Genomic DNA, 14,226 nt, shown 5'->3' with positions numbered 1-14,226 from the left:
GTGTCAGGCGGTTTCCGCCTTGACCCGCCCGGAACGGACGGCGTCGACGAGTGCCCGGTGGTCCTGCTCGTTCTGGTCGGCATAGCGCTCGGCGAACGTCACCAGCGCCCGGTCGAAGACCTCACCCCCGCCCAGGTAGGCGGCGATGGCGATCCGGTCCCCCGACCTCGCGTGCGCGCGGGCCAGCGTGGCACCGCACAGCTCACCGAAGGCCCGCATCCCGTCCGGCACCATCGACTCGGGCTCGGCGATGCCCTTCCAGTCCCGCAACTGCCGTACATAGAAGTCCCGTCGGCCGCCGTCGATGCCATCGGCCCGAGCCCAGCCGAGGAAGATGTCGCTGGTGGCCTGCATGAGCCGCTGACCCCGGACCACGCGCTCGCCCTGCGTCACGCAACCGCTCGCCCCGGCGAACGGCGCGAGTACCGACTCGTCGGCCTCCTTGGCCTGCAGGAGCAGCGGATCCTGGTCGTCGCGGCCGAGCAGCAGAATGATCCAGCAGCGGGTGCCCACGCTGCCGACCCCGACCACCTTGCGGGCCATGTCGACCAGCCGGTACTGCTCCAGCAGCAACCGCCGGTCCGACGGGAGGCTCTGACCGTACCGTTCGATCATCCGGCGGATCCGCTCCTCCAACGCCTCGCGTTCGACGTCCGGAAGCAGGTCCTGGAGCGGTGTGACCAGCGGGGGATCCGGAGCGATGCGGACCCTCCCGTCGACGACGTGGGTCAGCTTGTCGAAGGCCTGGAGGCTGTCGCGGGTGCGTGCCTTCGCCACCGACCGCGACCAGCGCTCGCGGGCCCGCGCGCTCACCTCCTGGATGACGTGAGTGCGCACCCAGTCCTCGTCGAACCGGGCGTACCACACGGGGAGATTGCCCAGCGCGGCGAAGCGCCGCTGCCACTCGCGGTACGACCGCACCGTCGACCGCACGACGCCGGCCCGCTCCTTGGCGCTGAAGCCGTTCGCCCGGCCTGCGATGACGAAACTCGTGCACAACCGCTTGACGTCCCACTCCCACGGGCCGGGCAGCGTCTCGTCGAAGTCGTTGATGTCGAACATCATGCGGCGCTCGGGCGAGGCCAGCAGCCGGAAGTTCAGCAGGTGCGCGTCGCCGCACACCTGCGTCGTGATCCCGCTGCGGGGAGTGTCGGCGAGGTCCCCGGCCATGATGGCGGCGGCCCCCCGATAGAAGCGGAACGGTGACTCGATCATCCTCCCGTAGCGGATCGGTACGAGCTCGGGCACCCGGGTCGCGGACTGCGCCTCGATGACGTCCACGGGGTCGGGCCGCTTCTGAGCGGGAGCGAACTCGGCGTGACTGGAGCGGGGTACGGCGGCCCGGGCGGCCTTGCCGGTCTCGGCACGCTCGCGGGGTGTGCGGTGCGCGACGACGCCGCCGGCCCGGTGGTGCGAGGTCATCGCAGTCGGTCCGCGATGCGATCACCGACACGCAGGGCGTTGGCGATGGCCGTCAGCGACGGATTGACCGCTCCGATGCTCGGGAAGAAGCTCGTGTCGACGACGTACAGGTTGTCGAGGTCGTGGGCCTTGCAGTCCACGTCGAGGGCGGAGTCGGCGGGGTCGCGGCCGAAGCGGACGGTGCCCGCCTGATGCGCCGTGGCGCCGATAGGCATGCCCTTGTGCAGGTAGATGCTCCGCGACAGGAGATGGTGTTCGTGCATGCCCAAGTGGCCGAGCATGCCCTGCAGTTTGTGCCGCAGGTGGTTCAGTCCGGCGATGTTGTTCTTCTCGTCGAGGGCCAGGTGGATGCCGCCGTCCCGGTCCAGCGTGACGCGGTTGTCGGGGGTGGGCAGGTCCTCTCCGCACAGCCAGAAGTCGACCGCGTGGTGGGCCAGTACCTCGAAGGGCATGTCGGGACAGACGGCCCCGGCCCAGCGGGGCGCCTCGCCGTGGATCTGTTCGGAGTCGGACTTGCCGAGCATCTGGATGCCGCCGAGGGGATACTCCCAGTCGTCGGATCCCAGGTACCAGTCGTGCAGGGCCAGCGTCTTCTGGAACCTGGTGTCGTTCGGTTCCTTGGACACGGCCATCAGGGCGAGGTTGTTGTGCCGCATGTAGTGCCGGCCCACGACGTCCGAGCTGTTGGCCAGCCCCCGCGGATGCCGGTCGTTCGCCGAACGCAGCAGCAGGACGGCGGAGTTGACGGCGCCGCAGGCGACGACCACGATGTCCGCGCTGAACTCCACGGTCGAGCCCTCGCCGCCCCCGTTCCCGACCGTCGCGACGACCGAGGTGACGCTGCGGCCGGTCGCGTCCGTCTCCAGGCGCCGCACGTCCGCGTGGGTGACCATCTCGACGTTGTCGTGTTCCAGGGCGGGGTCGACACAGATGACCTGTGCGTCGGACTTCGCGCCGACCAGGCAGGGGAAGCCGTCGACACGGTCGCAGCGGATGCAGGCGCTGGTGTGGGTGGCCCGGCCCCGGTCGTCCTGGGTGAGGTTCACCCCGATCGGGAGGTGGAAGGGATGCAGCCCCTGCTTCTCCAGATCATGGCTGAGCTGCTGGATGCGCGGCTCGTGCTGGACCGGCGGATACGCGTACTGGGCGCTGGTGGGACCCTCGGTCGGGTCCTCGCCGTGCTGGCCGTGGACCAGGTAGAGATGCTCGGCCTGGGTGTAGTACGGCTCGAGTTCCTCGTAGCTCAGTGGCCAGGCGGGGGAGATGCCGTCGTGGTGGCGGAGTTCGCCTAAGTCCTCGGGGCGCATACGGAAGAGCGCGGCGCCGTAGAACTTGGTGTTGCCGCCCACGTAGTAATTGACCTCGGGCGGGAACTGGTTTCCGTGTTTGTCGAACCAGAATTCCGGCGCGCGGTATTTCCCTTTGACGAAGACGGCGGTGGAATCCCAGTTGTCGCGTTCACGAGGAAGATAGTCCCCGCGTTCGAGAAGGAGGATCCGCTTCCCGGTGGGCGCCAGCCGGTGGGCGATCGTGCCACCGCCCGCACCGGTGCCGACCACGATGGCGTCGTAGTGCTGTGCGTCGGTCATGCAGGCCACCGTCCCCACTGCCCACCGCGGGCATCTGCCCCAAAGCCCAAGGTATCCCTGGGGGATATTTGCGGCGAGTTGGACTATTCGGGTGAGCCGAGGTGCCGGGACACGGCGGGTTCCCGTGCGATCACCGCCCCGGCGGTGATCCCGGCGGCGATGACGACACAGAGCCCGATCAGCCATGACAACACCGTGAAGACCGCCCCTAGAGACCCGTAGCGGTCCAGGCTGCGGTTGAGCGCGCTGGGCATGTACAGCTTGGCGACCACCGACAGTGTGGTCATGGCCACCCCGGTCAGGAGCGCACCGGGCAGCAGGGGCAGCCAGGGGACGCGCGCGGCCAGCAGCAGGTGCTGGGTCCACCACCAGACGCCCACCTGGGCGACCAGCAGGAGCGGCACGCCCAGCCACGCCCCCACGCCGAACCCGGTGCGCAGCGGTCCCTGCAGGGCGAGGATGACCAGCCAGGCCGCGATCCACACGAGCCATCTCCAGGCGGCGATCCGTGCGCTCGCACCCGGCAGCCGCCAGGCGCGTTGGCACAGGCGCTGCATCGCCCGGCTGCACGCCGTGGCGGAGAGCAGCACCATCAGCGAACTGACCACTCCGGCGCCCTGCTGAAGGTTCGCGGGATTGGCCTCGAAGACCTTCTTCAACTCCTGTTCGGAGGAGCCGTTGATACCGAAGACGTCGTGCAGAGAGGAGACGATCTCCTTGCGCACCGACTGCGGGGCGAAGGACGCGACCACGAAGAGCAGTGGAACGGCGGTCAGGAACACCTGGGCCGCCAGCCGGGTCGCGGAGTCCAGCAGGTTCACGGCGATCAGGTGCGAGCTGAGGCGGGTGATCACCGGGAAGCGTTCCTCGGCGCCGGCGCGCAGCCGCCGCAGCCGCGCCCCCAGTTCCGCGGCCCGCCCGCGCAGGCGGCCCGCCCCGCCGTCGGCGGGCGGGCCGGATCCTCTGCCTGCGCGCAATTCCGCTCCCCGGGTCCGGACTGGGCTCCACGCCCCGAGGCGTGACCACGCCACCAGGGTGCCGTCCCGGGCGGCCGCCCGCCTGCGGCGCGAGCGCCGTTGCGCCGTACGGGGGAGAGGTCGCCCGAGGAGTTCCGGACGGCACCGCTGAATTGTGGGTGCGGGCGGGAGCGGTGACGATGGGGCCATGCGCGCATCCGGCGCCGCCCCGAGCCTCGCGCGGCCGTACGGGGGCAGCGATGGTCCTTGACCTGGTCCTCATCGGTCTGGCGATCGCCGTGAACCCCTTCTCGGTCACCGCGTTCGTGCTGGTGCTGTCCACGCGGGGCGGGATCTGGAACGGGCTGGCCTTCGTCCTCACCTGGCTGGCCAGTTTCGTCGCGATCATCGCCGTGGTGCTGCTGATGACCGGCGGGAAACCGCCGCCGCCCAAGTCGGCGCCCTCCACGGCCGCCCTGGCCGCCAAACTGGCCATCGGCGTCGGCCTCGTCTGGTACGGGGAGCGCACCCGCCGCAGAAGGGGCAGGCGGCGCAAGTCATCCGGGATGATGTCCCGGCTCGACCGGATCTCCCCGTGGACGGCGGCCGGGCTGGCGCTGTTCCTCCAGCCCTGGGGGCTGGTGGCCGCCGGTGCCGCCACCGTGGTGGAGGCGGACCTCTCCCACGCCGCCTCGTACGCGGCGTTGCTGGGCTACTGCCTGCTGGCCAGCTCCAGCCTGCTGGCCATGGAGGTCTACGCGACCTTCGCCCCCGACTCGTCCCGCGTCCGGCTCGGGCGGCTGCGGACGTGGTTGGAGGGCCATCAGGACGAGGCGATCGTGACGGTGTGCCTGCTGCTGGGGCTGTGGCTGGTGGGCAAGAGCATCTACCAGCTGACCGCCTGACCTTGACCGGCCATCACCGCACCGCCTGACCCTGACCGGCCATCACCGCACCGCCCGGGTGACGGCGACCATCACGGCACCGTCAGGGCGAGCGCCGGCCACTACGGGACCGCCGGGTGACGACCGTCGTCACAGGATCGCCAGGGGATTGACGGGCGAGCCGGTGGCCGCGGGCAGCCGGAGCGGGGCGATCACGCACAGGAACGACCAGCGGCCTTCCCGCGCGCAGATCGGCGCGAGGTCCTCGAACCGCAGATAGTCGAGCAGATGCAGTCCCATGGCGTGGACGGCGAGCACATGCACCGGGAACGCGACCCCTCGCACCGCGCTCGGGGCCGTGTCGTTGTTGCCGTCGCTGCCGAGCACCGCCACCTCCCGGTCGGCCACGAACTCCATCGCGGTCGGATGCAGTCCGGCACGGGCGGCGGCCACGTCCCAGGGGCCCAGCTCCTCGCGGCGCCGGCGGTGTCCGACCCGTACGAGCAGGATGTCGCCGCGGCCGACCCGTAGCCCCTGCCGGGTCTCGGCGGCGCTCAGATCCTCGGCGGTCACGTTCGATCCGGGCTCGAGCCAGGAGAGGCCGTGCACCCGGGGTATGTCGAGGAGGACGCCACGTCCGACGATGCCGTCGCGGGCCAGCTCGACGGACAGGACGCTCGCGCCCTCCGGTGACAGCGCGTCCGCCGCCGGTATGCCGCCGTGCAGCGTGCCGTCGTAGATGACATGGCACAGCGCGTCGAGGTGACTGTCCACATCGCCGTGAACGTTCATGGCGAAGCGGTCCCGCGCGAAGTCCAGGCCCTTCGGAGCCGGTTCGCCGTCGGCCGGAGCGGTGAGCCGGTGCTCGGCCGGATCGGCGTCGTCGGGTTCGACACGGGTCTCCACGGGGGCGGCGAGCGACACCGTATGTCCCGACCGCACCTCGCGGACGGCCGCCAGCACCTGTTCCGCGGTGATCGTGTCCAGGGCGCCCCGGCGCCTGCCACCGCCGGAGGCCATGCCGCGCAGTCGGCGGTAGAGCGACCGGAACTCGGCCTCGCTCAGCTCGTCGGGCATCGGCATGTCACCAGCCTCCGACAGAAGCCGGATTCCGGCACGCCGAGTTGCCGGGGGCAGGCCCCACCGCGTTAATGAAGGAGCGACCTGTCCACGTCACGAGCCGGCGCACCGCACCGAAACGTGGAGGTCCGGATGGACATGATTCATGTCCGCGCGGTGTGCCCGCCGGATCTCACGCGACGCACCATGGCCCTGCTGGGCGACGAGCCGTGCGCCTTGAACGTGGTTCTCCAGACGGGCAGCGTACGCAACCCCGACGGTGACGCCATCGAGTGCGACGTCCTGACGGGAGCCGCGAACGACGTACTGCGCGGTCTGCGGGACCTGGGTCTTGAGCGCCACGGCTCCATCGTCCTCGATCCGGTGGACACGGTGTTCTCGGAACACGCCGCGAGGACCGGGGCCCAGCGGCTCGGGGCCACGCCGCGCGCACCGGTGTGGGCACAGGTGGAGGCGCGGATCCGGGCCGAGGGCAGATACCCCCCGAGCTTCTACCTCTTCCTGGTCGTCGCCGGGCTCATCGGCGCGGTCGGCATCATCACCAACTCCCAGATCCTCATCGTCGCGGCCATGGTGGTCGGACCCGAGTACGGGGCCATCACCAGCGTCGCCCTCGCGATCGACCACGGCTCCCCGGCCGAGAATCCGGCAGGGCCTGATGGCCCTGCTCCTGGGCTTCGTGCCGGCCGTCGCCGCGACCTTCCTCTTCTCGCTGCTCGTCCGGGCTTCGGGCTTCAGCCGAGGGCCTTCGAACTGGGTGTCAGGCCCGTCTCGAATCTGATCAACACCCCCAACTTCTTCTCGGCCGTGGTGGCGGTGCTGGCCGGCGTCGTGGGCATCGTCTCGCTGGCCGAGGCCCGGACCAGCGCACTCCTCGGCGTCTTCATCTCGGTGACCACCATTCCGGCCGGGGCCGACATCGGGGTCTCGTGCGCGTTCGCCAGCTGGGACGAGGCCTGGGGGTCGCTGCTCCAACTCCTGCTCAACATCGTCGTACTGATCGTGGTCGGGACCGGCACGCTCAAGTGCCAGCGGGCGATCTGGCGGCGGGTGGGCGAACGCCGGCACCGGCGCGAGGTCAGGCGGACGGCGTAGGGGCGGACGGCGCCGGAGGAGACGGCGTCGAAGTGTTCGCGGCCGAGGGGGCGCCGGTGTCCAGGAACTCGCGGATCGCGAAGGCGACCAGCACGATCACCACGGTCCACACCACGACCCATGTGGTCGGGTAGTTCCAGGCGAACAGCACGATCGCGGCGACCGCCAGGATCGCGGCGCCGATCCACCGCTTGAAGCGGTGCACGAACCGGCCGACCGGACCCAGCGGGAGCCCCGCCGACGCGGCGACGTCGCGCAGGGCGCCGATGCCCCTGCGACTGCCCGTACGGATCAGGACGGCGATCCTGGACGGCCCGACGAGGAAGGCGCCGGCGGCCGTCACGAGCGCGAGCGCTCCGACCGCGCGAACACCGGCGCGCAGGAACCTGACCAGGGAGTCGAACACCGTGGCGGCGGCGTCCTCGGACGTCCCGACGGGCAGATGGTCGAGATAGACCGCCCGCGCGACGGTCAGGACGATGCCGAGCACGACCATGGCGGCGAACACCCCGAGCGCGGCCCCGATCAGGGCCCGGCGACGGTCGGTGGCCAGATACACGCCCGCGGCGGCGATCAGTACGGCGATGACGGGGAGCCAGCCGCCGATGATGTCCAGCACCCGCAGATACGTCTTGATCTTGCCGACGTCCTTCGACGCGAACACCACGAAGTCCGTGTGGACGGCCGGGATCCGAGCGGCCGGCTTGAAGCCGGCGCCGACCAGCCGGTCCTTGACCTGGGCCACGATCGGCGCCACGTCGATGGTGACCTGACCGTTCTTGGCGGACACCGCACCGGTGGCGTTGCCCGTGAGGGCCTTGTCCAGCGCGCGGTGGGCCCGGCGGTTCGCGTCCACCCAGACGGTGTCGAAGGCCTTGCTGGAGACCACCCGCTGCACGGTGTCGCCGACCAGACTCTTCAGACCGCTGGTGATCGGGCCGCTCAGATCGCCGAGCAGCTTGGCCGCCCTCGGCGGGGCACCCTTCTCCGACGCCGCCCGCTCCAGATCCTTGACCAGTGCGTCCACGTCGATCTGCGCCAGGACGGCGGTGGTGACCCGGTTGGTGACCGCCTTCTGCACATCCGGATCGCTCGCCAGCGGCCCCACGGTGGCGACATAGCGGTCCGTGTCCCGGACGATGCTGTTCGCCCAGACCGCGACGACGGCCAGCAGCGACAGCAGCGAGGCGAGGAGAATCAGCAGGACCGAACCCGTCGAGCGGAGCCAGTGGTGCCGCGCGGTCCCCGATGGCCCCCCGGTCTCCAGAGCGCTCACCCGGTGCCGCAGCTCGTCCAGCTCGTCGCGCTCCCGCGCCGAGAGCCGCTGCTCGCCGGACGGTTCTGGGGGCTTCCGGTCCGGGTCCGGTGGAGGCGGGCTGCTCGTCATGGTTACAGCAGAGGCGTACGGATCCGATCCCGCGACCCGGAACCGGCCCGGCGGGTGAACACCGCACCGAGGTGCGGCGCCTTCCGTCCGATGCTGCAATGGAATTCCGGCCCCGTCGATGCGCGGGCATTCGGGGACAGGGGAAACTCCATGACCACCCAGGGGTGAAGCCGTGAGCGATTCCGCCATGAGCGACGAATTCGCCGAAATGGGCCCAATCGACTATATAGTTGTCGAGTTTCCCGGCAACCGCATGACCGGCGAAGGCCTTCCCCTGCTGGTCGACCTGGTGGACCGCGGCGTCATCCGGATCCTCGATCTGATGTTTGTCAGGAAGGAGGAGGACGGATCCGTGGTCGGCATGGAGATCGCCGACTTCACCGGTGACGGAGCCCTCGACCTCGCCGTCTTCGAGGGCGCCTCCTCCGGCCTGCTGGGCGAGGACGACATCGAAGAAGCGGGCAGCGCCCTGGAGCCCGGCAACTCGGCCGGAATCCTGGTCTACGAGAACCTGTGGGCCGCTCCCTTCGCCACCGCCCTGCGCCGCGGCGGTGCGCAACTGGTCGCCTCCGGGCGCATCCCGGTGCCCGCCGTGCTGGCCGCGCTGGACGCGACGGAGTAGCACACGGCCGCCGCCCGCGCGTTCGGGAGGCATCGGCGCCGTACTCGTGAGTGCCTGATCCGTCAGGGGCCCGGGTGCCCGGCGCAGCGCTCGACGGCGGCCCGCACCCGGGCGAGATTCACCGGCAGGCCGGCCGTGGCATCCAGGGTCATGCCCGGCTCGTCCCGCTCCAGCGGCTCCAGCGTCTCGAACTGCGAGTCGACCAGCCGGGCGGGCATGAAGTGGCCGGTGCGCCGGGACACACGGTCCCGGGCCGTCGCCCGGTCCAGGGCGAGGTACAGGTACCGCAACGCCGGCCCCCCGGCCTCCCGGAACTCGTCGCGATAGGCGCGCTTGAGGGCCGAACAGGCGACGACCAGTCCCTCGCGGGCCTCGGCGGAGCGACGGATGCGGTCGGAGAGGGCACGCAGCCAGGGCGCGCGGTCGGCGTCGTCCAGGGCGTGGCCCGCGGTCATCTTCGCGATGTTCGCCGCGGGATGGAAGTCGTCGCCCTCGACGTACGCCAGGCCGAGGTCCACGGCGACCGCTCGGCCGAAGGTGGTCTTCCCGGATCCCGACACGCCGAGGACCACTATGATCGGGGGCCTTTTCCCGTCCCCTTCGCCGCCTCCGGCGCTGCCCCCGGCCCCGGTCACGGGTTCTCGGGTTCCCGGCCTGGTGCCGTCTGCCGAAGGTCCGCCTCGGTGAGGGGCTGGAGGGCCCCGCGGGTGTCCAGTCGGTAGAGCAGGACGAGCGGCGGCCCCACGAGCACCACCGCGATGACCGTGACCAGCATCAGCCAGCGCAGCGTCGTCGACGCGCCGGCCGCCTGGGACACGGTCAGTGAGGTGGGGATGAGGTAGGGCCGCTGGGCCAGTCCCCAGGCCACGACGACGAGGGCCACGCTGCCGATCGCGGTGACCCTCGCCCATCCCGTCGCGACGCGGGACAGCAGCCAGGCGGTGGCCAACGCACTGACGACGGCGATGAGCACGAGGACGAGACCGACTCCGCCGGTCAGCCCGTCGTGGACGTAGGGCGCGTCGTCGTGGGTCACGGCGAGGCCGACGATCGCCAGCACGGCGAGGACGACGAGAGTGCACCAGGCCCGCAGCCGGAAGTAGCCGACGAGGTCGGGGGCGTCGAAGCGGCGGGCGTCGGCGGTCAGGAACACCGCCCCGAGGAAGGCGGTCGCGGCGACGGTGAGCAGCCCGGCGATCACGGAGGTCCCGTTGGACCAGGCGTCGGCGGACGCCTGTGTGCCGGGAGCCACCCGGCCCGTGGCGATGCCCCCGACCGCCGCGCCGAGGAAGAAGGGGGTCAGCAGCGAGGAGACGGCGAAGACGGCGCCGTAGACCCTGCGCCGGGCGAGGCGCCGCGTGGGCTTGCGCAGGGCGAAGCCGGCACCGCGCAGGACGAGTCCCACGGCCGCGAGTGCCAGCGGGAGCCACATGGCGGAGAAGACCGTCTGGAACAGGACCGGGAACCCGGTCCACATGATGACCAGGACGAAGATGAGCCAGACGTTGTTGGTCTCCCACACGGGTTCCATGGCGTGGTCGATGAGCCACCTCGGGCGCTTGCCGCGTTCGGCGCCGCCCGCGACGAGGTCCCAGAATCCGGCACCGTAGTCCGTGCCACCGGCACACGCGTAGGCGGCCACCGCTACCAGCAGCACCCAGGCGACGACGTCCTCGATCATTCGTCTCCTCTGTCCCCGCTCGCGGTGGTCGACAACGGGCGGGGCCCGTAGGGAGTGTCGCCCTCCAGGTCCTCGGCGGCGGCACCCGCGGGCGCGCCCTCGTCGGCCAGCCGCCAGCGGTGGCTCATCTTCACGAGGACGGTCAGGAAGGAACCGAAAGCGAGGACGTAGACCACCACGACGATGCCGAACATCGTCCACAGGGACGCGGCGCGGGTGCCCGTGACCGCCTCCGAGACCCGCATGTTCTGGTAGACGATCCAGGGCTGCCGGCCCACCTCGGTCGTGATCCAGCCGCACTCCACGGTCAGCAGACAGGCGGCGCCGGCGAGGGCGGCACACCGCAGGAACCAGGGCGACCGGGGCAGTTCACGACGCCGCAGCCGGCACCAGCCGTACCAGAGCGCGAGCAGCACGAGCAGGCTTCCGACGGTCACCATGATGTCGAACGCCCAGTGGGCGATGGTGGCCTGGATCACCGTCGGGCGGTCGCTCGCCGGGACCGATGTCAGTCCGGTCACCTCGGTGGCCGGTCTGAATCCGGCGAGGATCGAGTCCAGTTGGGGGATCTTGATCCCGCCGGAGACCGACCCGTCGGCGTGCAGACGCCCGAAGAGGTACTCCGGTACATGGGTGTCGGTCTTCCACACCAGCTCGGTGGCCGCGAACTTCACGGGCTGCTTGTGGAAGACGGAGCGGGCGATGGAGTCCCCGAGCACGAACTGCACGGGGGTGAGGATCGCGGCGACGGTGAACGGCAAGGTGAAGCCGAGCCGGTGGTAGCGGTCCCGGCGGCCGCGCAGCAGGCCGACCGCGTACACCCCGGCGACGACATATCCGGCGGTCAGGACGACGCCGACCACGAAGTGCCAGTACTCGGGGCCGAACATCGGTGTGAAGACCGCCTGCCGCACATTGACGTTCACCGGCTTGCCGGAGGCGTTGAGAGTGAAGCCGCGCGGGGTGTTCATCCAGGCGTTCGCGGCCACGATGCCGAACGCACCCATCAGGGCGGCCAGCGGCAGCGGCAGGCCGAGCCAGAAGTGCGTCCACGGCTTGAGCCTGCGCCAGCCGTACAGGTAGATGGCGATGAGGATCGCCTCGAGGAAGAACGCCCAGGCCTCGATCCCGAAGCCGAGGCCGAAGACATCGCCCCACCGGCCCATCATCCCCGGCCACAGCAGACCGAACTCGAAGGAGAGCACGGTGCCCGTCACGATGCCGATCGCGAACTGGACGGCCATGACCGCCGACCAGCGCCGTGCGAGCAGCAGGGCGACGGCGTCGCCCTTGCGCAGTCCGCGGTAGTGCATGAGGAGCGTGATGGCGGGCAGCGCCACGCCGAACGGTACGAGCAGGATGTGGGAGGCCAGGGTGAAGGCCATCAGCTCCCGGGCCGGGAGGAGTTGTGGTGGGCCGTCCGCGAGAACGTGCTCGACTGCGCTGTTCACATGACCTCGGTGGTTCGTACGGTATGGCTGAGGGGCCCTGCGCTTCAGCCGCCGGTGGCGAAACCGGGGAACAGCGTCATTCCGCCGTCCACGTAGATCGTGGTGCCCACGACGTAGTCGAAGAGGTCGGACGCGAGCGCCGCCACCGCGTTCGCGATGTCGTCCGGGTCGCCCACGCGGCGGTAGGGGATGAGCCGGAGGAGGTCGGCCTCGGCCTCGGGGGTGTCCCAGGCGTCGCGGTTGATGGGAGTGCGAATCGCGCCCGGGGCGACGGCGTTCACCCGGATCCCCTGGGGCGCGAGCTCCTGCGCGAGGGTCGCCATGAGCATCTGCACCCCGCCCTTGGACGACGCGTAGTTCACATGGCCCGCCCACGGGATGATCTGGTGGACCGAACTCATGCAGATGATCTTCCCGGCCGAACGGGAGACCTCGGGGACGACGCCTCGCCGCAGGAACTCCTTGGTCGCTTCGCGGGCGCACAGGAACTGTCCGGTCAGATTGACGTCCAGCACCTTCTGCCACTGGGCCATGGTCATCTCGGTGGCGGGGGCGTCGCGCTGGAGCCCGGCGTTCGCCACCATGACGTCGATGGTCCCGAACTCCTCGACCATGCGGGACACCATGTCGACGACCTGGTCCTCCTGCGACACGTCCGCCTCGTGCGCGTAGGCGCGCACCCCGAATCCCTCGATCTCGCGTACGACCTCTTCCGCGGCGTCCCGCCCGGACACGTAGTTCACCACCACGTCGGCGCCCACCCGGCCGAGGCCGATGGCCGTGGCCTTGCCGATGCCGGAATTCGCGCCCGTCACCAGCGCCTTCTGCCCCTTGAGGAGCGGGAAGGCAAGGGGTTGGCGACCATCACTGCCGCTGGTTTCCACTCATGTCTCCCTGTGGGTGCCGACGCGGACCGTCGGAGGAATCCGCTTTTCGGAGGAATCCGCCCCACAACGAAAACACTGGTGAGTCGGGACGGCTCGTCGGCACGTCCGCTGTCAGCCGGTCGGGGGGCCGACCCGGGCTGAACGGCCGAATGCCGATCCGCGGGGTCCGCCCGGGACGGCGCGCTCGGCTACTCGGTGCGGGGCTGCCGGCTGATTCCGACGCACAGCGCCCAGATGACGAAGGCGTCCACGGCGATCAGCACGATGGCCCAGACCGGGTAGTACGGCAGCCACATGAAGTTGGCGATCATCGACAGGCCGGCCAGGACGACTCCGACCACGCGTGCCCACATCGCTCCGGTGAACAGGGCGGCGCCCGCGAGCACGACCAGGACGCCGAGGGAGAGGTGGATCCAGCCCCAACTCGTCAGATTGAAGTTGTAGGCGTAGTTGCGGGTGAGGACGAAGACGTCGTCCTCGGCGATGGCGGAGATTCCCTCGAATATCGCCATCACTCCGCCGAAGATCATCATGACTGCGGCGAAGGCGGTCCAGCTGGACGCCCACGCTCCGCCGCTCCCGGTCTCGTGTCGCTGGTGCATTCCAGTCGTGGTCATATCGAGCTCCTCCCACGTAGACCTCACCACTGACCTGTGACCGGTCGGTGGTCCGCATTTCAGCTTGCCATGAGAGTCACCGTCCGGCAGAACGGCGGAATTCCCGCGGGGTGGCGCCGATGCCGATGTGCGGGGAAATCCGTGCGGTGCTCCAATGGAGGTGACCCATGCGCCGAGAATTACCCGTCGGTCAGGGGAGTGTGGATATTTCGCGGGCCGCCTTCCGGATTCGCGGGCTGCTTTTCCAGAAAGGAAACCGCCGTGCCAGGTCTCCTTCGCGGGGTCGCCCGCACAGCCGTGGTGGCCGGTACCGCGACCGCCGTGTCGAACCGTGTGTCACGCCGTCAGCAGGGGCGATGGGCTCAGCAGGAGTACCAGGAGGCCCCGCCGCAGCCCGCGCCCGCCGCGCCGCCCCCGCCGCCCGCCCCGTCGGCCGACGACATGAGCAGCAGGATCGATCAGCTGAAGCAACTCGGGGAACTCAAGGCCCAGGGCGTCCTGACCGAGGCCGAGTTCGAGGAGCAGAAGCGCCGGATCCTTGGGTAGTGAGGTTCC

At 70.3% G+C, this 14,226-nt stretch carries 13 protein-coding genes and 1 pseudogene; 4 read left to right on the top strand and 10 right to left on the bottom strand.

The window, feature by feature from the left end:
• Nucleotides 1–3: 3 nt before the first annotated feature.
• The 3 genes from KVT44_RS12760 to KVT44_RS12750 all read right to left on the bottom strand — a co-directional run bounded on the left by KVT44_RS12760 (nucleotide 4) and on the right by KVT44_RS12750 (nucleotide 3,988).
• Nucleotides 4–1,422 carry a DUF2252 domain-containing protein gene (locus KVT44_RS12760; protein WP_217567127.1) on the bottom strand — a complete coding sequence of 473 codons (1,419 nt, stop codon included), beginning with the start codon at nucleotides 1,420–1,422 and terminating at the stop codon, nucleotides 4–6.
• Nucleotides 1,419–3,011 carry a GMC oxidoreductase gene (locus tag KVT44_RS12755; RefSeq protein WP_217567126.1) on the bottom strand — a complete coding sequence of 531 codons (1,593 nt, stop codon included), beginning with the start codon at nucleotides 3,009–3,011 and terminating at the stop codon, nucleotides 1,419–1,421. Before KVT44_RS12755 ends, KVT44_RS12760 begins: the two co-directional genes overlap by 4 nt.
• An 83-nt stretch (nucleotides 3,012–3,094) precedes the next feature.
• Nucleotides 3,095–3,988, bottom strand: coding sequence for a YhjD/YihY/BrkB family envelope integrity protein (locus KVT44_RS12750; RefSeq protein WP_254649292.1), 894 nt, complete (start codon nucleotides 3,986–3,988; stop codon nucleotides 3,095–3,097).
• A gap of 239 nt (nucleotides 3,989–4,227) precedes the next feature.
• Between KVT44_RS12750 and KVT44_RS12745 the strand changes: the two genes are divergently transcribed.
• A complete protein-coding gene (locus KVT44_RS12745) occupies nucleotides 4,228–4,872 on the top strand; it encodes a GAP family protein (protein WP_099924244.1) in 645 nt (214 codons plus the stop codon).
• A gap of 129 nt (nucleotides 4,873–5,001) precedes the next feature.
• Here KVT44_RS12745 and KVT44_RS12740 read toward each other — a convergent pair whose 3' ends face one another.
• Nucleotides 5,002–5,934 (bottom strand): cyclase family protein, encoded by a 933-nt coding sequence (locus KVT44_RS12740; protein WP_217567124.1) that lies wholly within the window; start codon nucleotides 5,932–5,934, stop codon nucleotides 5,002–5,004.
• 129 nt (nucleotides 5,935–6,063) lie between these two features.
• On the opposite strand from KVT44_RS12740, the pseudogene KVT44_RS12735 reads away from it, so the two are divergent.
• Nucleotides 6,064–7,026 (top strand): annotated as a pseudogene (locus KVT44_RS12735) (DUF389 domain-containing protein).
• Here KVT44_RS12735 and KVT44_RS12730 read toward each other — a convergent pair.
• The gene (locus tag KVT44_RS12730; protein ID WP_254649291.1) at nucleotides 7,010–8,413 is read right to left on the bottom strand and encodes a hypothetical protein; all 1,404 of its coding nucleotides are present in this window, start codon (nucleotides 8,411–8,413) and stop codon (nucleotides 7,010–7,012) included. The pseudogene KVT44_RS12735 and the gene KVT44_RS12730 overlap by 17 nt on opposite strands.
• A 187-nt stretch (nucleotides 8,414–8,600) precedes the next feature.
• On the opposite strand from KVT44_RS12730, the gene KVT44_RS12725 reads away from it, so the two are divergent.
• Nucleotides 8,601–9,035: a DUF6325 family protein gene (locus KVT44_RS12725; RefSeq protein ID WP_217567204.1), complete on the top strand. Its 435-nt coding sequence runs from the start codon at nucleotides 8,601–8,603 to the stop codon at nucleotides 9,033–9,035.
• Between the two features lie 62 nt (nucleotides 9,036–9,097).
• Here KVT44_RS12725 and KVT44_RS12720 read toward each other — a convergent pair whose 3' ends face one another.
• From KVT44_RS12720 to KVT44_RS12700, 5 genes are all read right to left on the bottom strand, one after another.
• Complete coding sequence (locus KVT44_RS12720) at nucleotides 9,098–9,670, bottom strand: gluconokinase (protein ID WP_217567123.1); 573 nt, start codon at nucleotides 9,668–9,670, stop codon at nucleotides 9,098–9,100.
• Nucleotides 9,667–10,716, bottom strand: coding sequence for a cytochrome d ubiquinol oxidase subunit II (locus KVT44_RS12715; RefSeq protein WP_217567122.1), 1,050 nt, complete (start codon nucleotides 10,714–10,716; stop codon nucleotides 9,667–9,669). The genes KVT44_RS12720 and KVT44_RS12715 overlap by 4 nt, the downstream gene beginning before the upstream one ends.
• Nucleotides 10,713–12,101 (bottom strand): cytochrome ubiquinol oxidase subunit I, encoded by a 1,389-nt coding sequence (locus KVT44_RS12710; RefSeq protein WP_099925867.1) that lies wholly within the window; start codon nucleotides 12,099–12,101, stop codon nucleotides 10,713–10,715. Before KVT44_RS12710 ends, KVT44_RS12715 begins: the two co-directional genes overlap by 4 nt.
• A 110-nt stretch (nucleotides 12,102–12,211) precedes the next feature.
• Nucleotides 12,212–13,051: an SDR family oxidoreductase gene (locus KVT44_RS12705; protein WP_099924248.1), complete on the bottom strand. Its 840-nt coding sequence runs from the start codon at nucleotides 13,049–13,051 to the stop codon at nucleotides 12,212–12,214.
• A gap of 191 nt (nucleotides 13,052–13,242) precedes the next feature.
• Complete coding sequence (locus KVT44_RS12700) at nucleotides 13,243–13,671, bottom strand: hypothetical protein (protein ID WP_099924249.1); 429 nt, start codon at nucleotides 13,669–13,671, stop codon at nucleotides 13,243–13,245.
• 261 nt (nucleotides 13,672–13,932) lie between these two features.
• On the opposite strand from KVT44_RS12700, the gene KVT44_RS12695 reads away from it, so the two are divergent.
• Entirely contained in the window at nucleotides 13,933–14,217 is a 285-nt protein-coding gene (locus KVT44_RS12695) for an SHOCT domain-containing protein (protein WP_168489606.1), read from the top strand.
• The last annotated feature ends 9 nt before the right edge of the window (nucleotides 14,218–14,226 follow it).

It is taken from the genome of Streptomyces sp. GbtcB7 (assembly GCF_019091445.1).
GTDB classification, from domain to species: Bacteria; Actinomycetota; Actinomycetes; order Streptomycetales; family Streptomycetaceae; genus Streptomyces; species Streptomyces mirabilis.
This window is presented reverse-complemented; position numbering and strand designations above follow the sequence as displayed.